The sequence below is a fragment of the Mesorhizobium sp. AA22 genome, assembly GCF_001672375.2.
Classification (GTDB): Bacteria; Pseudomonadota; Alphaproteobacteria; order Rhizobiales; family Rhizobiaceae; genus Mesorhizobium; species Mesorhizobium wenxiniae.
This window is the reverse complement of the sequence record NZ_CP048406.1, coordinates 3,167,171-3,187,497: the sequence shown is the minus strand read 5'-3', so window position 1 is coordinate 3,187,497 and position 20,327 is coordinate 3,167,171. Positions and strand designations below refer to the sequence as shown.

Annotated in this window: 20 protein-coding genes and 1 riboswitch; of the genes, 3 read left to right on the top strand and 17 right to left on the bottom strand. The window is 62.5% G+C overall.

The window, feature by feature from the left end; genetic code table 11:
- Positions 1 to 4 precede the first annotated feature (4 nt).
- The 17 genes from A9K68_RS15440 to A9K68_RS15360 form a co-directional block, all read right to left on the bottom strand.
- A complete protein-coding gene (locus A9K68_RS15440; protein WP_065012299.1) occupies positions 5 to 826 on the bottom strand; it encodes a biotin--[acetyl-CoA-carboxylase] ligase in 822 nt (273 codons plus the stop codon).
- A gap of 4 nt (positions 827 to 830) precedes the next feature.
- Positions 831 to 2,267, bottom strand: coding sequence for an NADH-quinone oxidoreductase subunit NuoN (nuoN, locus tag A9K68_RS15435; protein ID WP_065012300.1), 1,437 nt, complete (start codon positions 2,265 to 2,267; stop codon positions 831 to 833).
- Positions 2,268 to 2,285: 18 nt separating this feature from the next.
- Positions 2,286 to 3,791 (bottom strand): NADH-quinone oxidoreductase subunit M, encoded by a 1,506-nt coding sequence (locus A9K68_RS15430; RefSeq protein WP_065012301.1) that lies wholly within the window; start codon positions 3,789 to 3,791, stop codon positions 2,286 to 2,288.
- A complete protein-coding gene (gene nuoL, locus A9K68_RS15425; RefSeq protein WP_065012302.1) occupies positions 3,791 to 5,764 on the bottom strand; it encodes an NADH-quinone oxidoreductase subunit L in 1,974 nt (657 codons plus the stop codon). Before nuoL ends, A9K68_RS15430 begins: the two co-directional genes overlap by 1 nt.
- A gap of 12 nt (positions 5,765 to 5,776) precedes the next feature.
- A complete protein-coding gene (gene nuoK / locus A9K68_RS15420; RefSeq protein WP_029352048.1) occupies positions 5,777 to 6,085 on the bottom strand; it encodes an NADH-quinone oxidoreductase subunit NuoK in 309 nt (102 codons plus the stop codon).
- Between the two features lies 1 nt (position 6,086).
- Positions 6,087 to 6,707, bottom strand: coding sequence for an NADH-quinone oxidoreductase subunit J (locus tag A9K68_RS15415; protein WP_029352049.1), 621 nt, complete (start codon positions 6,705 to 6,707; stop codon positions 6,087 to 6,089).
- 235 nt (positions 6,708 to 6,942) lie between these two features.
- On the bottom strand, positions 6,943 to 7,434 hold the full coding sequence (gene nuoI / locus A9K68_RS15410) for an NADH-quinone oxidoreductase subunit NuoI (protein ID WP_023798861.1): 492 nt from the start codon (positions 7,432 to 7,434) through the stop codon (positions 6,943 to 6,945).
- Positions 7,434 to 8,477: an NADH-quinone oxidoreductase subunit NuoH gene (gene nuoH / locus A9K68_RS15405; RefSeq protein ID WP_023798860.1), complete on the bottom strand. Its 1,044-nt coding sequence runs from the start codon at positions 8,475 to 8,477 to the stop codon at positions 7,434 to 7,436. Before nuoH ends, nuoI begins: the two co-directional genes overlap by 1 nt.
- A gap of 2 nt (positions 8,478 to 8,479) precedes the next feature.
- Positions 8,480 to 10,561, bottom strand: a complete 2,082-nt coding sequence (gene nuoG / locus A9K68_RS15400; RefSeq protein ID WP_065012303.1) for an NADH-quinone oxidoreductase subunit NuoG — start codon at positions 10,559 to 10,561, stop codon at positions 8,480 to 8,482.
- Between the two features lie 75 nt (positions 10,562 to 10,636).
- On the bottom strand, positions 10,637 to 11,326 hold the full coding sequence (locus tag A9K68_RS15395) for an NADH-ubiquinone dehydrogenase (protein ID WP_065012304.1): 690 nt from the start codon (positions 11,324 to 11,326) through the stop codon (positions 10,637 to 10,639).
- A 213-nt stretch (positions 11,327 to 11,539) separates the two neighbouring features.
- On the bottom strand, positions 11,540 to 12,844 hold the full coding sequence (nuoF, locus tag A9K68_RS15390) for an NADH-quinone oxidoreductase subunit NuoF (RefSeq protein WP_065012305.1): 1,305 nt from the start codon (positions 12,842 to 12,844) through the stop codon (positions 11,540 to 11,542).
- A 10-nt stretch (positions 12,845 to 12,854) separates the two neighbouring features.
- Positions 12,855 to 13,931: an NADH-quinone oxidoreductase subunit NuoE gene (nuoE, locus tag A9K68_RS15385; RefSeq protein WP_246811382.1), complete on the bottom strand. Its 1,077-nt coding sequence runs from the start codon at positions 13,929 to 13,931 to the stop codon at positions 12,855 to 12,857.
- Positions 13,932 to 14,312: a hypothetical protein gene (locus tag A9K68_RS15380; protein WP_065012306.1), complete on the bottom strand. Its 381-nt coding sequence runs from the start codon at positions 14,310 to 14,312 to the stop codon at positions 13,932 to 13,934.
- Positions 14,309 to 15,499, bottom strand: coding sequence for an NADH-quinone oxidoreductase subunit D (locus A9K68_RS15375; RefSeq protein WP_065012307.1), 1,191 nt, complete (start codon positions 15,497 to 15,499; stop codon positions 14,309 to 14,311). Before A9K68_RS15375 ends, A9K68_RS15380 begins: the two co-directional genes overlap by 4 nt.
- The gene (locus A9K68_RS15370; RefSeq protein ID WP_065012308.1) at positions 15,500 to 16,102 is read right to left on the bottom strand and encodes an NADH-quinone oxidoreductase subunit C; all 603 of its coding nucleotides are present in this window, start codon (positions 16,100 to 16,102) and stop codon (positions 15,500 to 15,502) included.
- A gap of 5 nt (positions 16,103 to 16,107) precedes the next feature.
- The gene (locus tag A9K68_RS15365) at positions 16,108 to 16,689 is read right to left on the bottom strand and encodes an NADH-quinone oxidoreductase subunit B (protein ID WP_027156092.1); all 582 of its coding nucleotides are present in this window, start codon (positions 16,687 to 16,689) and stop codon (positions 16,108 to 16,110) included.
- Positions 16,680 to 17,045, bottom strand: a complete 366-nt coding sequence (locus tag A9K68_RS15360) for an NADH-quinone oxidoreductase subunit A (protein WP_029352062.1) — start codon at positions 17,043 to 17,045, stop codon at positions 16,680 to 16,682. Before A9K68_RS15360 ends, A9K68_RS15365 begins: the two co-directional genes overlap by 10 nt.
- Before the next feature lie 335 nt (positions 17,046 to 17,380).
- On the opposite strand from A9K68_RS15360, the gene A9K68_RS15355 reads away from it, so the two are divergent.
- The 3 genes from A9K68_RS15355 to cobW all read left to right on the top strand — a co-directional run bounded on the left by A9K68_RS15355 (position 17,381) and on the right by cobW (position 20,320).
- Positions 17,381 to 18,580: a winged helix-turn-helix domain-containing protein gene (locus A9K68_RS15355; protein WP_065012309.1), complete on the top strand. Its 1,200-nt coding sequence runs from the start codon at positions 17,381 to 17,383 to the stop codon at positions 18,578 to 18,580.
- A 29-nt stretch (positions 18,581 to 18,609) separates the two neighbouring features.
- Positions 18,610 to 18,814, top strand: a riboswitch (cobalamin riboswitch).
- 37 nt (positions 18,815 to 18,851) lie between these two features.
- The gene (locus A9K68_RS15350) at positions 18,852 to 19,286 is read left to right on the top strand and encodes a DUF1636 family protein (protein ID WP_065012310.1); all 435 of its coding nucleotides are present in this window, start codon (positions 18,852 to 18,854) and stop codon (positions 19,284 to 19,286) included.
- The gene (gene cobW / locus A9K68_RS15345; RefSeq protein WP_065012311.1) at positions 19,283 to 20,320 is read left to right on the top strand and encodes a cobalamin biosynthesis protein CobW; all 1,038 of its coding nucleotides are present in this window, start codon (positions 19,283 to 19,285) and stop codon (positions 20,318 to 20,320) included. The genes A9K68_RS15350 and cobW overlap by 4 nt, the downstream gene beginning before the upstream one ends.
- The last annotated feature ends 7 nt before the right edge of the window (positions 20,321 to 20,327 follow it).

Sequence of the window (20,327 nt, the reverse complement as noted above, 5' to 3'; positions counted from 1 at the left end):
CCCGTCAAACCTGGGCCGACGCGACCGCACCGAAATGCACGTCGCCGGCGGCGATCGTCAGAACCGAACCCTTATCGTCGCGGATCACGAAACGGCAGTCCTCGTCAATGGTCTCGAACGTGCCGCGCACCACATTACCGTCAATTCTGACAGCAACCTGCCCGCCAAGCCCTGCCGCGCGCGCCAGCCAGCGCCGCCTGACGGCGGAAAGCCCGCGCCCATCATTCCACAGCCGCGCATTCTCGCTCCAGGCATCCGACAGCGCCAGAAACAACGTCTCGGCATCGCAAGCAGCGCCCAGCGCGCTGAGCGATGTCGCCGGATAAGGCAAATCCTTGGGATAAGCCACAACATTGACGCCGATGCCCACAGCCACCGCGAAGCGATCGCCTTCGAGTATCGCCGTTTCCAGCAGGATGCCGGCAAGCTTGGCGCCGGAGGCGAGCACATCGTTCGGCCATTTCAGCTCGAAACGGTTTCTTCCATCGCTGCCGCCGTCGAGGCCGATTGCGATCCTGCCCTTCGGCACGACGGCGTCGAGCGCATCGGCCAGCGCCAGGCCGGCGACGAAGCCGAGTGTCGCGGCCAAGCGAAGCTCGGCATTGGTGACCACCAGCAGCGTTGCCGCCAGATTGCCCTCGGGCGTCGCCCAGACCCGGCCGCGCCGGCCACGTCCGCTTTCCTGTTTTTTTGAAACGACCCAGAGCTTGCCCGGATCTCCCGCCCGCGCATGGTCCAGCGCCAGCGCATTAGTGGAACCGACGGTATCATGTGCCTCGAGCCGGAACCCTTCCGAGGCCGCTGTTGGAGCCAGCCGAAATGCCATCCCGTCAGAAAAACGTCTTGGCGGCGGCTTCGGCATAGGTGCCGATCGGCCCGCCGATCAGCACATAGAACAGCACGAAGGCGCCGCAGACGCCGAGCACCACGCGAAGTTCGGTCGCCATCGGCACGAAGCCGCCGACCGGTTCGTCGAACCACATGATCTTGATGATGCGCAGATAATAATAGGCGCCCACTACCGAGGCCAGCACGCCGATGATCGCCAGCGCGTAGAGGTTGGCGTTGATGGCGGCGAGGAACACGTACCACTTCCCCCAGAAGCCGGCGAGCGGCGGGATGCCGGCCAGCGAGAACATCAGGATGGTGAGGATCGTCGCCATGATCGGATTGGTCGACGACAGGCCGGCGAGATCGCTGATCTGTTCGACATTGCCATCCTTGCGCCGCATGGCGAGGATGAAGGCGAAGGTGCCGAGCGTCATAACCAGATAGATCAGCATGTAGATGGCGACGCCGCGCACGCCGGCTTGGCTGTTGGCGGCGAGACCGACCAGCGCGTAGCCCATATGGCCGATCGAGGAATAGGCCATCAGCCGCTTGATGTTGGTCTGGCCGATGGCCGCGAAGGCGCCGAGCGCCATCGAAGCGATCGAGATGAAGACGATGATCTGCTGCCAGTCGGCGGCGATCGGCTTGAACGCGCCCATTGTGACGCGCACGATCAGCGCCATTGCCGCCATCTTCGGCGCCGCCGCGAGGAAGGCCGTCACCGGCGTCGGCGCGCCCTCATAGACGTCGGGCGTCCACATGTGGAACGGCACCGCCGATATCTTGAAGGCGAGGCCGGCCAGCACGAAGACCAGGCCAAAGACGAGGCCAAGCTGCCGCTCGCCGCCGCCCAACGCCGTGGCGATCTCCTGGAACCCGGTGTTGCCGGTGTAGCCGTAGACGAGGCTGATGCCGTAAAGCAGCATGCCTGACGACAGCGCGCCGAGGACGAAATATTTCAACCCCGCCTCGGTCGAGCGCAGATTGTCCCGGTTGATCGCCGCCAGCACATAAATCGCCAGCGACTGCAATTCGAGGCCGAGATAAAGCCCGATCATGCCGTTAGCCGAGATCATCAGCATCATGCCGAGCGTGCACAGCAGGATCAGCACCGGATATTCGAACTTGTCGAAATGCTCCGCCTTGGCAAAGCGCATCGACATGACCAGCGTCACCGCCGACCCGATCAGCGCCAGCACCTTCATGAAGCGGGCGAAGGGATCCTGGACAAAGGCCTCGCCATAGGCATTGCCCTGCCCGGTGGAAAAGATCGTCCAGACGCCGGCAATCACCAGGACGGCGACGGCAAGGCCGCTCACCATGGTGGTGGTGTTCGCGCGCGAATAGGCGCCGAGCATCAGCAGCGCCAGGGCGCCGACGGCGAGGATCAGCTCTGGAGTCGAAAGCGACAGGCTGGAGAGAAGGTCCGGCGTCATGGTTCGCAAACCTCTTAGTCAGTTCGCCGCCGCGGTTTGCGCGGTGTCGATGGATGCGGTGACATTGGTGACGAGCGCCTTGACCGATTCGGCCGTCGCATCGAAGACCGGCGCCGGGTAGACGCCGAAGAAGATGACCAGCGCCGCCAGCGGATAGATGATCACCTTCTCGCGCGCCGACAGGTCGAGCAGGCCTTTCAGGCTGTCCTTGGTCAGCGCGCCGAAGATCACCCGGCGATAGAGCCAGAGCGCATAGGCCGCCGACAGGATGACGCCGGTGGCGGCGAAGAACGCCACCCAAGTGTTGACCCGGAACACGCCGAGCATGGTCAGGAACTCGCCGACGAAGCCGCTGGTGCCTGGCAGGCCGACATTGGCCATGGTGAAGATCATGAACACGGTGGCGTATTTCGGCATGTTGTTGACCAGCCCGCCATAGGCGTCGATGTCGCGCGTGTGCATGCGGTCATAGATGACGCCGACACAGAGGAACAGCGCGCCGGAGACGAGGCCGTGCGACAGCATCTGGAAGATTGCCCCCTGGACGCCTTCCTGGTTCATCGCGAAGATGCCCATGGTGACGAAGCCCATATGGGCGACCGACGAATAGGCGATCAGCTTCTTCATGTCCTCCTGCATCAGCGCCACCAGCGAGGTGTAGATGATGGCGACGACGGACAGCGCGAAGACCAGCGGCGCGAACATCTCAGAGGCGATCGGAAACATCGGCAGCGAAAAGCGCAGGAAGCCGTATCCGCCCATCTTCAGCAGGATGGCGGCCAGGATCACCGAGCCGGCCGTCGGCGCCTCGACATGGGCGTCCGGCAGCCAGGTGTGCACTGGCCACATCGGCATCTTCACGGCGAAGGAGGCGAAGAAGGCGAGCCATAGCCAGGTCTGCATGTTGGCCGGGAAGTTGTGCGTCAGGAGCGTCGGGATGTCGGTGGTGCCGGACTGGAAGAACATCGCCATGATAGCGAGCAGCATCAGCACAGAGCCGGCCAGCGTATAGAGGAAGAACTTGAACGAGGCGTAGACGCGCCGCTTGCCGCCCCACACGCCGATGATGATGAACATCGGGATCAGGCCGGCTTCGAAGAAGACATAGAACAAAACGATGTCGAGCGCGCAGAACACACCGATCATGAGCGTCTCCAGCAGCAGGAAGGCGATCATGTAGGCCTTGACGCGTTTCTCGATCGATTCCCACGAAGCCAGGATGCAAAGCGGCATCAGGAAGGTGGTCAGGATGACGAACAGCATGGAGATGCCGTCGACGCCCATATGGTAGGAGATGCCGGAATCCAGCCAGGCAAACTTCTCGACGAACTGGAAGCCAGGCTCCGAATTGTCGAACCCGGTCCAGATGAACAGCGAGATGATGAAGGTGATGCTCGTCGTCCACAACGCGATGGCGCGGATGTTGCGGCGGGCATTCTCGCTGTCGTCATTGATCAGCAGAATCAACAGCACACCAACCAGCGGCAGGAAGGTGACCAGCGAGAGGATCGGCCAGGCGGTCATCAGAGCATCATCCAGGTGACGAGTGCGGCAACGCCGATCAGCATGGCGAAGGCGTAGTGATAGAGGTAGCCGGTCTGCAGCTTGACGACCCGGTTGGTGACATCGACGACGCGCGCCGAAACGCCGTCCGGACCGAGCCCGTCGATGACAGTGCCGTCACCGGTCTTCCACAGAAAATGGCCGAGGCGTTTTGCCGGCCGCACGAACAGGAGGTCGTAAAGTTCGTCGAAATACCACTTGTTGAGCAGGAAGGCGTAGAGCCCGCGATGCTGCGCCGCCAAATTCTTCGGCATTTCCGGCGCGCGGATGTAGAATTGCCAGGCAATCGCAAAGCCGATCAGCATGGCGACAAACGGCGCCAGCTTCACCCATAACGGCACTTCGTGCATGTCGTGCAGGATGTGGTTTTCCGGGAGCGTAAACAGCGACGCCTTCCAGAACTCGGCATAGCCCTCGCCGATGAACGCGCCATGGAAGATCACGCCGGCGAACAGCGCGCCCGCCGCCAGGATGTACAGCGGCACCAGCATGACCGGCGGCGATTCATGGACATGGTGCATGACCTCGTGGCTCGCCCGCGGCTGGCCGTGGAAGGTCATGAAGATCAGCCGCCAGGAATAGAAGCTGGTGAAGCAGGCGGCGACGACCAGCAGCACGAAGGCAAGGCCGGCAACCGGATTGTGCGCGGCAAAGGCGCTTTCGATGATCGCGTCCTTGGAGAAGAAGCCGGCGGTGCCGATGACCGTCACCGGAATGCCGACGCCGGTCAGCGCCAGCGTGCCGATCACCATCATCCAGTAGGTCTTCGGAATGAGCGTCCTGAGGCCGCCCATCCTGCGCATGTCCTGTTCGTCGGAGACGGCGTGGATCACCGAGCCGGAGCCGAGGAACAACAGCGCCTTGAAGAAGGCATGCGTGAACAGATGGAAGATCGCCGCGCCATAGGCGCCGACGCCGAGCGCTACGAACATATAGCCGAGCTGCGAGCAAGTCGAATAGGCGATGACGCGTTTGATGTCGTTCTGGACGAGGCCGACGGTCGCCGCGAAGAAGGCGGTGAAGGCGCCGATGAAGGTGACCACGATCAGCGCCGAATGCGACAGTTCGAACAGCGGCGACAGCCGCGCCAGCATGAACACGCCGGCGGTCACCATGGTGGCGGCATGGATAAGCGCAGAGACCGGCGTCGGGCCTTCCATGGCGTCCGGCAGCCAGGTGTGCAGCGGCACCTGGGCCGACTTGCCCATGGCGCCCATGAACAAAAGCAGGCAGACGACGGTCATCGCGGCCTGCTTGTCGAGCGCATAGCCGAGGAAGGTCAATACTGCAGCGCCCTCGGGGGCGCCTTCGGCCGGAATGAATGTCGCGGCATTGGCGAAAATGGTGCCGAGATTGACCGAGCCGAACAGCACGAACACACCGAAGATGCCGAGCGCAAAGCCGAAATCGCCGACGCGGTTGACGACGAAGGCCTTAATCGCGGCGGCATTGGCCGACGGCTTTTTGTACCAGAAGCCGATCAGCAGGTAGGAGGCGAGACCGACGCCTTCCCAGCCGAAGAACATCTGCACGAGGTTGTCGGCGGTCACCAGCATCAGCATGGCGAAGGTGAACAGCGACAGATAGGCGAAGAAGCGAGGCCGGTTGGGGTCGTGATGCATGTAGCCGATCGAGTAGATGTGGACCAGCGCCGACACCGTGTTGACCACGACCAGCATCACCACCGTCAGCGTATCGATGCGCAGCGCCCATGCGGCCTCTAACCCGCCCGACTGGATCCAGCGCAACACCGGCACGGTGAACACCTCGCCCTCGCCGAAACCGACGGCGAAGAAGGCGACCCACGACAGCACGGCTGATATCACCAGGAAGCCGGAGGTGATGTATTCGGACGCCTTGGCGCCGAGCGACGTGCCGAACAGGCCGACGATCAGGAAGCCGAGCAGAGGAAGGAAGACGATGGCCTGATACATGGTGGTTTTCCGTCAACCCTTCATCATGTTCACGTCTTCGACCGCGATCGAACCGCGGTTGCGGAAGAAGACGACGAGAATGGCGAGGCCGATCGCCGCTTCAGCCGCTGCGACCGTCAGCACGAACAGCGCAAACACCTGTCCGACGAGATCGCCGAGTGCTGCCGAGAAGGCGACGAAATTGATGTTGACCGCGAGCAGGATCAGCTCGATCGACATCAGGATGACGATGATGTTCCTGCGGTTGAGAAAAATGCCGAACACGCCGAGCGTGAACAGGATCGCCGATACGGTCAGATAGTGCGCGATGCCGACGATCATCTCAGATTCCCTCGCCCGTCTTGACCTTGCGGATTTCCATTCCCGTTGCCGGCGTGCGGCCAACCTGGGCTGAGATCGACTGCCGCTTGATCCCCGGCTTGTGGCGCAGCGTCAGCACGATAGCGCCGATCATGGCGACCAGCAGCACAAGGCCTGCAATCTGGAAATAGTAGAGGTAGTCCGTGTAGAGGATGTCGCCGAGCGCTGCCGTGTTCGAGCGCGCGGCAAGGTCCGGAATGGGCTTCGAAACCGTCGCGGCCAGTTGCGGCGCGAACGTATAGCCGCCGAGCACCACGATCAGCTCAGCCGCCAGGATCAGCCCGACCAGCGCGCCGATCGGCGCATATTGCAGGGCGCCTTCCTTCATTTCGGCGAAATCGACGTCGAGCATCATGACGACGAACAGGAACAGCACCATGACCGCGCCGACATAGACGACGAGCAGGATCATCGCCAGGAACTCGGCGCCGGTCAGCATGAACAGGCCCGCAGCGTTGAAGAAGGTCAGGATCAGGAACAGCACCGAATGCACGGGATTGCGCGCCGAAATGACCATGAACGCCGACGCCACCGCGACAAAGGCGAAGAGGTAGAAAAAGGCCGCCTCTAGTCCATTTAGCATGGGTTCCCCCGGGGTTCCTGTCGGACCGGCTTTCGCCCTGTCCGTTGTGTGCTTCGTTCCGCCTCCGGTGCCGAAGCCGCGTGTTCCTAGCGCATGTTCCGATCGGGTTGAAAGACCCGATCGAAAGAAACATGCGCCACTCTCTTACTTCGGTGGATGATCTTTGTCCGAAAAGTCTGCAACTTTCGGGATCATCCTCTGAACGAGGCCTCTAGCCCCGTCCATGCGTCAAATGTCAGCGATACGGCGCATCCAGCGAGATGTTGCGCGCCAGTTCGCGCTCCCAGCGGTCGCCATTGGCCAGCAGCTTGTCCTTGTCGTAATAAAGTTCCTCGCGCGTCTCGGTGGCGAATTCGAAATTCGGCCCCTCGACGATGGCGTCGACCGGGCAGGCCTCCTGGCAGAAGCCGCAATAGATGCACTTCACCATGTCGATATCGTAACGCACCGTGCGGCGCGTGCCGTCGTTGCGGCGCGGGCCGGCCTCGATGGTGATGGCCTGCGCCGGGCAGATCGCCTCGCACAATTTGCAGGCGATGCAGCGTTCCTCGCCGTTCGGATAGCGGCGCAGCGCATGCTCGCCGCGGAAGCGCGGGCTGGTCGGCCCCTTCTCGTGCGGATAGTTGATCGTCTCCTTCGGCGCGAAGAACTGGCGCATCGACAGGAAGAAGGCGCTCACGAAGTCCTGCAAGAGCAGAGACTTGGCGGCTTGGGCTAGAGCGGACATCACGCAAACCCCGTGATCTTGAGGAACGCGGCGACGATCACCACCATCGCCAGCGAGATCGGCAGGAAGACCTTCCAGCCGAGCCGCATCAGCTGGTCGTAGCGGTAGCGCGGCACGAAGGCCTTCACCATGGAGATCATGAAGAACACCAGGCAGACCTTGAGCACGAACCAGATCAGACCCGGCACCCAGGTGAAAGGAGCGAAGTCGAAAGGCGGCAGCCAGCCGCCGAGGAACAGGATGGTGGCCAGCGCGCACATCAGCACGATGGCGACATACTCGCCGAGGAAGAACAGCAGGAACGGCGTCGACGAATATTCGACCATATGGCCGGCGACGAGTTCCGATTCGGCTTCGACAAGGTCAAAAGGCGGGCGGTTTGTTTCGGCCAGCGCCGAGATGAAGAAGATGACGAACATCGGGAACAGCGACAGCCAATGCCAGTCGAGGAAGGTGTTGGGCAGGCCAACCCGCGTGCCCAGCCCATCCTGCTGCGACAGCACGATGTCGGACAGGTTGAGCGAGCCGACGCAAAGCAGCACGGTGACAATGACGAAGCCGATCGAGACCTCGTAGGACACCATCTGCGCCGCCGAGCGCAGCGCGCCCAGGAACGGATATTTCGAGTTGGACGCCCAGCCGCCCATGATCACGCCATAGACCTCGAGCGAGGAGATGGCGAAGACATAGAGGATGCCGACATTGACGTTGGCGATCGCCCAGCCCTCGTTGACCGGGATCACCGCCCAGGCCGAGATCGCCAGCACTGCCGAAACCAAAGGCGCCAGCAGAAAAACGCCCTTGTTGGCGCCGGACGGAATCACCGGCTCCTTGAACACGAACTTCAGAAGGTCGGCGAAAGCCTGCAGCGTGCCCCATGGACCGACGACGTTCGGGCCGCGGCGCAGCTGCACTGCCGCCCAGATCTTGCGGTCCGCGTACAGGATGTAGGCGACGAAGATCAACAGCACGACGATCAGCACGACCGACTTCAACAGGATGAGCAGCGCCGGCAGCACGTAGAAGGAGAAGAAGGTGTCCATGCTTATTCCGCCGCCTGCCTGAAGCCGTTTTTCGCCAGCGCCGAGCATTCCGCCATCACCGCGGAAGCCCGCGCGATCGGGTTGGTCAGGTAGAAATCCTTGACCGGCGAGGTGAAGGCGCCCTTGTTCAGCCGCCCGCCGAGCTTCGCCACTTTGGCGACATCGTCAACGTTGCCGGCCGCCACCTGGTCGATGCGGGCAAGATGCGGGTATTCCGAATAGAGTTTCGCGCGAAGCTGCGGCAGCGAATCGAACGGCAGCTTCTTGCCCAGCACATCCGACAGCGCCCGCAGGATCGCCCAGTCCTCGCGCGCATCGCCCGGCGCGAAGCCGGCACGGTTGGTCTGCTGCACGCGGCCCTCGGTGTTGACGTAGGTGCCCGATTTTTCGGTATAGGCGGCGCCCGGCAGGATAACGTTGGCGCGGTGCGCGCCCTGATCGCCATGCGTGCCGATATAAACGACGAAGGCGCCGCCGGTCTTGGCCATGTCGATCTCGTCGGCGCCGAGCAGGAACAGCACGTCCATATCGCCCAGCATTCCGGCGACGTTTTTGCCGCCCTCACCCGGCACGAAGCCGACATCGAGCCCGCCGACACGAGCCGCCGCAGTGTGCATCACGGCAAATCCGTTCCAGTCGGCTCTCGCGGCATTGACGGCGGTGGCGAGCTTCGCCGCCTGGCCGAGCACGGCCGCGCCATCCGAGCGTGCCAGCGCACCCTGCCCGACGATAACAAGCGGATGCGTCGCTTTCTTCAGCATCTGGAAGAACTTGCCGTTGCCGTCGGCCAGATCCTTCAGCGATTCCGTTCCGGCGCCGAGCTGCTCATAGTCGTAGCGCGTGTCGCCGACATCGCCGATAACGCCGACGGGCAGGTTGCCGACCCGCCAGCGCTTGCGGATGCGGGCGTTGAGCAAGGACGCCTCGAAGCGCGGATTGGCGCCGATGATCAGCACCGCGTCGGCCTGCTCGATGCCCTCGATGGTCGGGTTGAAGATATAGCTTGCCCGGCCGAGCGACGGATCGAGCGCGGCACCGTCTTGGCGGCAGTCGGTGTTCTTCGAGCCGAGCGAGGCCATCAGCAGCTTCAGCGCATAGATTTCCTCGACGGCGGCGAGATCACCTGCAATGGCGCCGATCTTGTCGGGTGCAGAGCTCGACACCGCTTCCTTGATCGCGGAGAAAGCCTCGGCCCAGCTTGCCGGGGCCAGCTTGCCGTTCTTGCGGACGTATGGCCGGTCGAGGCGCTGGGTGCGCAAGCCGTCCCAGATGAAGCGGGTCTTGTCGGAAATCCACTCCTCGTTCACCGCCTCGTTGGTGCGCGGCAGGATGCGCATCACTTCGCGGCCTCTGGAATCGACGCGGATCGCCGAGCCGACAGCATCCATCACGTCGATGGATTCGGTCTTGGTCAGCTCCCACGGCCGTGCCTGGAAGGCGTAGGGTTTGGAGGTCAGCGCGCCGACCGGGCAAAGGTCGATGACGTTGCCCTGCAGTTCCGAGGTCATCGCGCTTTCGAGATAGGTGGTGATTTCGGCGTCCTCGCCGCGGCCGATCAGGCCGAGCTCGGAAATACCGGCAATTTCGGTGGTGAAGCGAACGCAGCGCGTGCAATGGATGCAGCGGTTCATGATCGTTTTGACCAGCGGCCCGATATACTTGTCTTCGACCGCCCGCTTGTTCTCGTGATAGCGCGAGGAATCGACGCCGAACGCCATCGCCTGGTCCTGCAGGTCGCACTCGCCGCCCTGGTCGCAGATCGGGCAATCCAGCGGATGGTTGATCAGCAGGAATTCCATCACGCCTTCCCTGGCCTTCTTGACCATCGGCGTGTTGGTAAAAATTTCCGGCGTTTCGCCATTCGGTCCGGGGCGCAGGTCGCGCACGCCCATGGCGCAGGACGCCTGCGGCTTGGGCGGACCGCCCTTCACCTCGATCAGGCACATGCGGCAGTTGCCGGCGATCGACAGCCGCTCATGGAAGCAGAAGCGCGGCACTTCCGCGCCGGCATCCTCGGCTGCCTGCAGCAGCGTGTAGTGGTCGGGTACAGTAATCTCTTTCCCGTCGACCTTGAGCTTTGCCATGTCGTCTCAAACCCCTGCGGACATTCCGCAATCTTTCTTTCCGGGGCGCAACCGAAACCGCGCCCGGCATTGAATTCAATGTTTGGCCGCGGCCAGCACCGCCGCCTGGCCGAGCCAGTCGTCGCGCTCGATGCGGCCCTTGAACGACAGATAATCGTCGACCCAGGCGATCTCTTCCGGCGTCCATGCCGCAATCTGGCCGTAGGTCCAGATCCCCAAGCCGTTCAGCACCTCTTCCAGCTTCGGCCCGATCCCCGATATCGCCTTGAGGTCGGCCGGATTTGCCGGACGATCCATGGCCTTGGGCTGCTTGAAGTCCTCGGGCATCAACCCGGTCGGCGCGGCAGCCGCATCCACCACGCTCCGTGTATTATCCATGCCGCTCGCCGCTATGTCATTCACGTTCCTGGCGAAGGACTGCGCATCGGCGATCAGGGTTTTCGTCGCCGCGCGCGCCTTGGTCGAGGAGCTTGTCCCTGTCCCGGAAAAGCGTTCGACCCTGGCATCGAAGTCGTCGACGATCGGCTGGAAAAGCCGCTGCGAGGCCTCGGCGGCGCCAGAGAGCACGCCCATCCACACCCCAAAGGCATGATTGGCAAGCCCGAAGCCGAGCGCCGACAGCGCCGCCGCACCCGCAACAGGATGCGCCAGGAGATTGACGGCGCTGGCCATCTCCTTCGGCATCATCCTTGTCAGGTCCTGGTTCATCTTCTCGAACGGGTCCAAATCTGGCATCAAATGATCGGGTCTCGAATTCAGCGACATAGGTGGTCTCCTGGTCGTTTCTTCCGTATGCCCCGGCCTGTTTCCTCAAATCGGGCACTTGCCCGTATCTCAAATCGGGCACTTGCTTCAAATCGGGCGTTTGCCCGTATTTCAAATCGGGCGTTTGCCCGTATTTCAAATCGGGCCTTTGCCCGTATTTCAAATCGGGCGTTTGCCCGTATTTCATTTGGGCGTTCGCCCGTTCTTTCTTGTTTATTCCGCCGCAACCATCACCGGCTCTGCGCGGTGCGCGTTGCGCGAAAACTCGTCGATGCGCCGCTCCACCTCGCCGCGGAAATGCCGCATCAGGCCTTGGATCGGCCACGCCGCCGCGTCGCCCAGCGCGCAGATCGTGTGGCCTTCGACCTGTTTGGTCACGTCGAGCAGCATATCGATCTCACGCTTCTGCGCCTCGCCGCGCACCAGCCGCTCCATCACCCGCCACATCCAGCCGGTGCCTTCGCGGCAAGGCGTGCATTGGCCGCAGCTCTCGTGCTTGTAGAAGTAGGAAAGCCTCGCGATCGCCTTCACGATATCGGTCGATTTGTCCATGACGATGACAGCCGCCGTGCCGAGGCCCGATTTCAGGTCGCGCAGCGCATCGAAATCCATCGGCGCGTCGATGATCTGCTCCGCCGGCACCAGCGGCACCGAAGCGCCGCCCGGAATGACCGCCAGCAGATTGTCCCAGCCGCCGCGAATACCGCCGCAATGCGTCTCGATCAGCTCGCGGAACGGGATCGACATCGCCTCTTCGACGGTGCACGGATTGTTGACGTGGCCGGAGACGCAGAACAGCTTGGTGCCGACATTGTTGGGCCGGCCGAAGGACGAGAACCAGGCAGCGCCGCGGCGCAAAATGGTCGGCGCCACCGCGATCGACTCGACATTGTTGACCGTCGTCGGGCAGCCATAGAGGCCGACATTGGCCGGAAATGGCGGCTTCAGCCGCGGCTGGCCCTTCTTGCCTTCGAGGCTTTCGAGCAGCGCCGTTTCCTCGCCACAGATATAGGCGCCGGCGCCATGGTGCATGTAGATGTCGAAGTCGGAGCCGGACGTGTTGTTCTTGCCGATCAGCTTGGCCTCATAGGCCTCGTCGATGGCGCGCTGCAGCGCCTCGCGCTCGCGGATGAACTCGCCGCGCACATAGATGTAGGCGGCGACCGCGCCCATGGCGAAGCCGGCGATCAGGCAGCCCTCGACCAGCGTGTGCGGGTCGTGGCGCAATATGTCACGGTCCTTGCACGTGCCGGGTTCGGATTCGTCGGCATTGACGACGAGATAGCTCGGCCTCCCGTCGCTCTGCTTGGGCATGAACGACCATTTCAGCCCGGTCGGGAAGCCGGCGCCGCCGCGGCCGCGCAAGCCGGATGCCTTCATCTCGTTGACGATCCAGTCGCGCCCCTTGGCGATGATGCCAGGCGTGTTGTCCCAGGCGCCGCGCGCCATCGCGCCGGCCAGCGACTTGTCGAAGCGGCCGTAGATGTTGTTGAAGATGCGGTCTCTGTCCTGAAGCATTGTTCGTTCCTCAGACCGGTTTCTTGCCGGTGGGCCGATTCTTGTCCATGAGCGACGGCTTGGCCGGCTTGGCGGCTACCTTCTTGCCGCCAGCGTCCAACGGCGCATTCTTCAATTCCGGCGCCTTGAAAGCAGCCGCTGGATCAGCCTTGGTCTTGGGACCGCTGCGCTGTTTCGAAACCTTTTCGACCTCCGGCGCGGCCTTGTTGGCGTTGGCCGCCGAATGCCGCGGCGCGGCGACGCTCGCCGCCTTTTCCGTCTCTGGTGCGACCTTCGTCGGCGAAGGCGATCTCAGCGCCGGGCTGGTTTCGGGCGCATCGGTCTTCGGCTTGCTGGCTTTCGATGGCGCGACAGGGGGAGCCGGTACCTGTGCGGCCGGAGCCGCCGGCGATGCGACAATTGCCGCTGGCGCGGCCTCCCTAGCGGCCTTGGCGGCTGCCTTGGCTTCCCTGTCGCGGGTCGTCTTCAGGATCGCCTTTTCGCTCTTCAGCGTCGTCAGGCCGGTGATCGGCTCGGAGGTGATGCGGCCGTTCTGCGGGCCCGGCGTCACCGAGGCGCCCTTGCCGGCGTCGTAAAGATCGATGATCTCGGCAAGCCGCTCCGGCGTCAGGTCCTCGAACGTGTCCTTGAAAATCATCACCATCGGCGCGTTGACGCAGGCGCCAAGGCATTCGACCTCCTCCCATGACAGCGTACCCTTGTCGTTGGTGTGGAACTGGTCGTGATGGATCTTCGAGCGGCACACGTCCATCAGCGCTTCCGAGCCGCGCAGCATGCAGGGCGTGGTGCCGCAGACCTGGATATGCGCGCGAGTGCCGACCGGATTGAGCTGGTACTGCGTGTAGAAGGTGGCGACCTCCAGCCCCCTGATGTAGGGCATGCCGAGCATGTCGGAGATCGCCTCGATCGCCGCCTTGGTCACCCAGCCTTCCTGCTCCTGCGCCAGCATCAGCAACGGGATGATCGCCGACTGCTCGCGACCCTTCGGATACTTCTTGATCCATTGCTTCGCCGCTGCCGCATTCGCCCGGTTGAAGGCGAAGGAGGCTGGCTGGAGGCTGGCTTCTGCGAGACGGCGGACTGACATTTAGTTTTGAACTCTGCTGTAGCAGTCGAAATAAAAGCGAGGGTCGGAGCTAGCCAAAACGTCGGAATTCACTTGTTTTCCGATCTTTTCCCAAGCGGTGTCGACGTAATCGCGATATTCGCGGTACCGATCCGAACAATCCGTGCCAAGTGCCACCTTCCAGTCTGGATATTCCGCATCGGCATGGAGATACCAACCCGAATACAAGCTCCACAACCTGCCGTTTGCGGCGATACCACAAACGACTTCAGTTTTTGTGCCCTCAGGTCTGCAAGACACCAGATAGTTCTGCGGCGAGCTGCCCCAAGCAGCAAGCGCTCCCATGCCGGCGACACCGGCTGCAAAGCCGGTCGCAACGTGCAGAGCGCCGCGTGCTTTCACCGATCCACCTCCCCGAAGACGATATCGAGTGAACCTAACACGGCGGTGACGTCGGCCAACATGTGGCCACGGCACAAAAAGTCCATGGCCTGCAGATGTGCGAAGCCTGGCGCGCGCAGCTTGCAGCGGTAGGGCTTGTTGGTGCCGTCGGAGACCAGATAGACGCCGAACTCGCCCTTCGGCGCTTCGACCGCCGCATAGACCTCGCCCGCCGGCACGCGGTAGCCCTCGGTGTAGAGCTTGAAGTGGTGGATCAGCGCTTCCATTGAGCGCTTCATCGCCGCGCGCTTCGGCGGGACCACCTTGCCGTCGAGGTTCGACACCGGTCCGCCGCCTTCCTTGCCGAGCAGCAGGTCGACGCACTGGCGCATGATTTTCGCCGACTGGCGCATCTCTTCCATGCGCACGAGGTAACGGTCGAAGCAGTCGCCGTTCTTGCCGATTGGAATGTCGAAATCCATCTCGGCATAACATTCATAGGGCTGCGACTTGCGCAGATCCCAGGCGACGCCGGATCCGCGCACCATGACGCCGGAAAAGCCCCACGCCCAGGCATCGGCCAGCGAGACCGTGCCGATGTCGACATTGCGCTGTTTGAAGATGCGGTTGCCGGTCAGCAGTGCGTCGAGATCGTCCAGCGATTTCAGGAACGGGTCGATCCAGTTGCCGATATCCTCGACCAGCTTCTGCGGCAGGTCCTGGTGGACACCGCCGGGCCGGAAATAGGCCGCATGCATGCGCGAGCCACTGGCCCGCTCATAGAATACCATGAGTTTTTCGCGCTCGACGAAGCCCCACAAGGGCGGCGTCAGCGCGCCGACATCCATCGCCTGCGTCGTCACATTGAGGATGTGCGACATGATGCGGCCGATCTCGCAATAAAGCACGCGGATCAGCTGGCCGCGCTTCGGCACTTCGATGCCGAGCAGTCGCTCGGCGGCAAGCGCGAAGGCATGCTCCTGGTTCATCGGCGCGCAATAGTCGAGCCGGTCGAGATATGGCACCGCCTGCAGATAGGTTTTGGCTTCGATCAGCTTTTCAGTGCCGCGATGCAACAGCCCGATATGCGGATCGACGCGATCTACGACTTCGCCATCAAGCTCCAGCACGAGGCGCAAAACGCCATGCGCCGCCGGATGTTGCGGACCGAAATTGATGTTGAAGTTGCGAACGGAGGTTTCAGCCATTTACTGCTTTGCCTTCTCATCCCCCGGGAGCACGTAATCCGTACCTTCCCACGGAGACAGAAAATCGAAATTGCGGAATTCCTGCTTCAATTCCACCGGCTCGTAGATGACCCGCTTGGCCTCGTCGTCGTAGCGCACCTCGACGAAACCGGTCAGCGGAAAATCCTTGCGCAGCGGATGACCCTCGAAGCCGTAATCGGTCAGAATCCGCCTGAGATCGGGATGGCCCGAAAACAGCACGCCATAGAGATCGTAGGTTTCGCGTTCGAACCAGTCGGCGCCCGGAAACACACCGGTGATAGATGGCACCACCATCTCTTCGTCAGCCTGCACCTTGAGCCGGATGCGAACATTCTGCTTCGGCGACAGCAGATGATAGACGACGTCGAAGCGATTGGCCCGCGACGGATAATCGGCGCCGCACACATCGATGATCGAAATGAACTGGCATTTTTGATCGTCGCGCAGGAAGGTTATCACCTCGATCAGATCGTGCGGCTCGACAGAGATGGTGAGTTCGCCATAGGCAAGAACCGCCTCGCCGATCCGGCCGTTCAGCTTCTCCCCGAGATAGCTCGAGAGTTCACTCAAGGACTGGCTCATGCCGCTCACCGTTCGATCGTGCCGGTGCGGCGGATCTTCTTCTGCAGGAGAAGAATGCCGTAAAGCAGCGCTTCCGCACTCGGCGGGCAGCCGGGCACGTAGATGTCGACCGGCACGACGCGATCGCAGCCGCGCACCACCGAATAGGAATAGTGATAGTAGCCGCCGCCATTGGCGCAGGAGCCCATCGAGATGACGTAGCGCGGTTCCGGCATCTGGTCATAGACCTTGCGCAGCGCCGGCGCCATTTTGTTGGTCAGCGTGCCGGCGACGATCATGATGTCGGACTGGCGCGGAGACGCGCGAGGAGCAACACCGAACCTCTCCGAGTCATAGCGCGGCATCGAGGTGTGGATCATTTCGACCGCGCAACAGGCGAGACCAAAGGTCATGAACATCAGCGAGCCGCTGCGCGCCCAGGTGATCAGCGCCTCGGTGGAGGTGACGAGAAAACCCTTGTCGGCCAGTTCGTTGTTGATCTCGAGGAAGAATGGATCATTCGCCCCCACCGGCTTCCCGGTGCTGGGGTCGAGAATGCCCTTCGGCTTCGGCGCGACGAGCGTGCCGGAATTGTCGCTCAATCCCATTCCAGCGCTCCTTTCTTCCATTCATAGGCAAAGCCGATGGTCAGCACCGCCAAAAACACCATCATCGACCAGAAACCGAGCATGCCGATCTGGCTGAAAGACACGGCCCACGGGAACAGGAAGGCCACTTCCAGATCGAAGATGATGAACAGGATCGACACTAGGTAGAAGCGGATGTCGAACTTCATGCGGGCGTCGTCGAACGAATTGAAGCCGCACTCATAGGCGGAAAGCTTTTCCGGATCTGGGTTGCGGAAGGCCACCAGGAAGGGGGCGGCAAGCAGCGCCAGGCCGACGACCAGCGCCACGCCGATGAACAGGACGATAGGCAGGTACGAACTCAACAATGCGTTCATGCTGCAGCTTTCCGTTGGCGGCCAATCCACTCTGATTACAGCACCGGACCCACTTGCGGAAGCGTGACAGTTTAACCACTGAACCGTTTTAGGAGGCTCTATGCTGCAACGCGGCGAGGGTTAGCGCAGCGCTTTCGGCGAAGCAAGTCAAACCTTGTTCAAAACACGGTGCCTGGACGGCATATCCGGATAAACTGGTCCGATCGCTCCCGTTTGATTTCTTTCAACTTTTACTCCAGTTTTCTCTCCTGACATAGATGCCGCCAAAACCCTGCTAGCATGGCGCGGAATCATCGTCCAAACCTTAGGTCGAACGCCAACAGAGTAACGTCTGCATGAAGGAAAAAATCTCGCTCGCCATGGCCCGGCGCATCGCGCTTGCCGCACAGGGGTTTGCCGACCCTCGCCCTAACAGCACGCCTGATCGCCGCCATCTGGCCCGCGTCCTTGCCCGCACCGGCCTGCTGCAGATCGATTCCGTCAGTGCGGTGGTGCGTGCTCACTATATGCCGCTCTATTCGCGGCTTGGCCCCTACCCGCTTGCGCTGCTCGACAACGCCGCCGTGACGCGCAAGCGCAAAGTCTTCGAATATTGGGCGCATGAGGCCTCCTTTCTGCCGGTCGAGACCTATCCACTGATGCGCTGGCGCATGGAGCGGGCCGAGCGCGGCGAGGAAATGTATAACGGGCTGGCCAAGTGGGGCCGCGAACGCGCCGCCTACATTGAAGACATCTATCGCGAGGTCGTTCAACGCGGCCCGATCGCCGCTTCCGCCCTGGAAGGCCAGAAAGGCTCGGGCGGCTGGTGGGGCTGGAGCGATGCCAAGCACGCTTTCGAATGGCTGTTCTGGGCCGGCCGCATCACCACGGCGTCGCGTCGTGGCTTCGAGCGGCGCTACGATCTGCCGGAGCGAGTGCTGCCGCCTGCGATACTTGCCCTGCCAGTGCCCTCCCCTGAGGATGCGCACCGCGAATTGCTGCGCATTTCCGCCCGCGCCCACGGGGTCGCGACGGCGGGCGACCTGCGCGATTATTTCCGCCTCTCTCCAGCCGACATCAAGGGCCGTATTGAGGAACTGGTCGACGCCGGCGATCTTTTGCCCGTACGCGTCGAAGGCTGGGACAAGCCTGCCTATCTTTACAAGGACGCCCGTTTTCCTCGCAAGGTCGAGGCACGCGCGCTGCTCGCTCCGTTCGATCCGGTCGTCTTCGAGCGGTCGCGCACGGAAAGACTGTTCGACTTCCGCTATCGCATCGAGATCTACACCCCCGTCGAAAAGCGCCAGTACGGCTATTATGTGCTGCCGTTTTTGCTCGGCGAAAGGATCGTGGCTCGCATTGATCTCAAGGCTGACCGCCCCGCCGGCGTGCTGCGCGTCCATGCCGCCTATGCCGAGCCCGGCGCCCCGCCGAAAACCGCCGCCGAACTCTTCGAGGAGTTGAAGCTGATGCAGGGTTGGCTCGGGCTGGAACGCATCGAAGTGACTCCGGCCGGCGACCTGGGTTCGGCTCTCGCCAACATTGCCGCATCGTAGACGTGCGTTGACACGACTGCCTGCACAGGCCTAAATCCAATCCAGACGGTCTCCTCTCGGCAAAGGGAGGAGCCAAGAGGGAATGCGGTGCGAAATCCCGATTTCAAATCCGCGGCTGTCCCCGCAACTGTAAGCGACGAGCCAAGGCCGAAAACCACTGGGACGGTCCCGGGAAGGCGGCACCAAGGCGATGACCCGCGAGCCAGGAGACCTGCCGTCTAGGACATAAGAATCCGATCGCCTGGCGGGTTTTCCGGGCAAGGAGCCTGATTTGGAACGCGACAGCAGTTTTTCGGCTGAGACAGCGGACGTTTTGTCCGGCGATAATGATGCTTTGACCGGCGTCACGGTGATCGTCTGTGACTCTTGCCGTGACGAGACCGGCTCCGATGGCCATCCCCGCGCCGGCGAATTGTTGGCCGAAGACACGCGCCGCGCAGCATCAGGGGAAAATATCCGTATCCGCAGCGTCGAATGCCTCGGCAACTGCAAGCGTCGGCTGAGCGCCGCGATCCTGCGCGACGGCTGCTGGAGCTATGTCTTCGGCGACCTGGTCGTGACCAGCGGCGCCGATCTCGTCGCTGGCGCAAAGCTCTTCGCCACCTCGACGGACGGCCTCATTCCATGGCGCGGCCGCCCCGATTGCCTGAAGCGCGGCCTCGTCGCCCGCATCCCTCCCCTCGACCTTTTGAAGGATCTGACATGACCGCTTCCGTCTCCCGCGTGCCCTGCACCGTCGTCACCGGCTTCCTCGGCGCCGGCAAGACAACGCTGATCCGCCATCTGCTCGAAAACGCCGGGGGCAAGCGGCTGGCCATCATCGTCAACGAGTTCGGCGACATCGGCATCGACGGCGAGATCCTCAAAGGATGCGGCATCGACACCTGCCCCGAGGAGAATATCGTCGAGCTGGCCAATGGTTGCATCTGCTGCACCGTCGCCGACGACTTTGTCCCGGCACTCGACCAGATCCTGTCGCTGACGCCGAAGGTCGACCATATCCTGATCGAAACCTCTGGGCTGGCTCTGCCCAAGCCGCTGGTCAAGGCCTTCCAGTGGCCGTCGGTGAAGAGCCGGGTGACCGTGGACGGCGTCGTCGCCGTGGTCGACGGACCAGCGCTGGCCGAAGGCCGCGTCGCCAACGACATGGACGCCCTGCAGGCGCAGCGCGCGCAGGACGAGACGCTCGACCACGACGACCCGGTCGAGGAGGTGTTCGAGGACCAACTCGCTTGCGCCGACCTGATCATATTGTCGAAGAGCGACTTGATGGACGCCGCCGGTTCGGCCCGCGCCAATGCCATCATCGGCGAGCACACCGCGCGCGCCGTCAAGATCGTGCCGATCTCGCAAGGTAAGGTCGACCCGTCTGTGCTGCTCGGCCTCGGCCTTGCCGTCGAGGACGACATCGAGAACCGCAAGACCCACCACGACGACGAACTCGACCACGAGCATGACGACTTCGATTCCTTCGTCATCGACATTCCGTCGGTCGCCAATCCCGATGAGCTGGCTTTGCGTGTTGCCACGGCGGCGGAGGAAGAGAACGTGCTGCGCGTCAAGGGTTTTGTCGACGTCGGCGGCAAGCCGATGCGGCTGTTGCTGCAGGCTGTCGGTCCGCGCGTCAATCACTATTACGACCGCGCCTGGACCGCTGAGGACGACCGCCGTTCGCGTCTCGTCGTCATCGGTCTGAAAGGGCTGAGCCGCCCGGCCATCGAGCGTATCCTCGCCGGCTGACCCCAGG

What these genes read in the sequence shown, in the direction of transcription:
- nuoE (WP_246811382.1), bottom strand. Translation starts at nt 13,931, where the DNA reads ATGTCAGTCCGCCGTCTCGCAGAAGCCAGCCTCCAGCCAGCCTCCTTC.
- A9K68_RS15370 (WP_065012308.1), bottom strand. Translation starts at nt 16,102, where the DNA reads ATGAGCCAGTCCTTGAGTGAACTCTCGAGCTATCTCGGGGAGAAGCTG.
- A9K68_RS15440 (WP_065012299.1), bottom strand. Translation starts at nt 826, where the DNA reads ATGGCATTTCGGCTGGCTCCAACAGCGGCCTCGGAAGGGTTCCGGCTC.
- A9K68_RS15415 (WP_029352049.1), bottom strand. Translation starts at nt 6,707, where the DNA reads ATGCTAAATGGACTAGAGGCGGCCTTTTTCTACCTCTTCGCCTTTGTC.
- A9K68_RS15375 (WP_065012307.1), bottom strand. Translation starts at nt 15,499, where the DNA reads ATGGCTGAAACCTCCGTTCGCAACTTCAACATCAATTTCGGTCCGCAA.
- A9K68_RS15395 (WP_065012304.1), bottom strand. Translation starts at nt 11,326, where the DNA reads ATGTCGCTGAATTCGAGACCCGATCATTTGATGCCAGATTTGGACCCG.
- nuoK (WP_029352048.1), bottom strand. Translation starts at nt 6,085, where the DNA reads ATGATCGTCGGCATCGCGCACTATCTGACCGTATCGGCGATCCTGTTC.
- nuoI (WP_023798861.1), bottom strand. Translation starts at nt 7,434, where the DNA reads ATGTCCGCTCTAGCCCAAGCCGCCAAGTCTCTGCTCTTGCAGGACTTC.
- A9K68_RS15355 (WP_065012309.1), top strand. Translation starts at nt 17,381, where the DNA reads ATGAAGGAAAAAATCTCGCTCGCCATGGCCCGGCGCATCGCGCTTGCC.
- cobW (WP_065012311.1), top strand. Translation starts at nt 19,283, where the DNA reads ATGACCGCTTCCGTCTCCCGCGTGCCCTGCACCGTCGTCACCGGCTTC.
- nuoL (WP_065012302.1), bottom strand. Translation starts at nt 5,764, where the DNA reads ATGTATCAGGCCATCGTCTTCCTTCCTCTGCTCGGCTTCCTGATCGTC.
- A9K68_RS15360 (WP_029352062.1), bottom strand. Translation starts at nt 17,045, where the DNA reads ATGAACGCATTGTTGAGTTCGTACCTGCCTATCGTCCTGTTCATCGGC.
- nuoN (WP_065012300.1), bottom strand. Translation starts at nt 2,267, where the DNA reads ATGACGCCGGACCTTCTCTCCAGCCTGTCGCTTTCGACTCCAGAGCTG.
- nuoF (WP_065012305.1), bottom strand. Translation starts at nt 12,844, where the DNA reads ATGCTTCAGGACAGAGACCGCATCTTCAACAACATCTACGGCCGCTTC.
- A9K68_RS15365 (WP_027156092.1), bottom strand. Translation starts at nt 16,689, where the DNA reads ATGGGATTGAGCGACAATTCCGGCACGCTCGTCGCGCCGAAGCCGAAG.
- nuoH (WP_023798860.1), bottom strand. Translation starts at nt 8,477, where the DNA reads ATGGACACCTTCTTCTCCTTCTACGTGCTGCCGGCGCTGCTCATCCTG.
- A9K68_RS15430 (WP_065012301.1), bottom strand. Translation starts at nt 3,791, where the DNA reads ATGACCGCCTGGCCGATCCTCTCGCTGGTCACCTTCCTGCCGCTGGTT.
- nuoG (WP_065012303.1), bottom strand. Translation starts at nt 10,561, where the DNA reads ATGGCAAAGCTCAAGGTCGACGGGAAAGAGATTACTGTACCCGACCAC.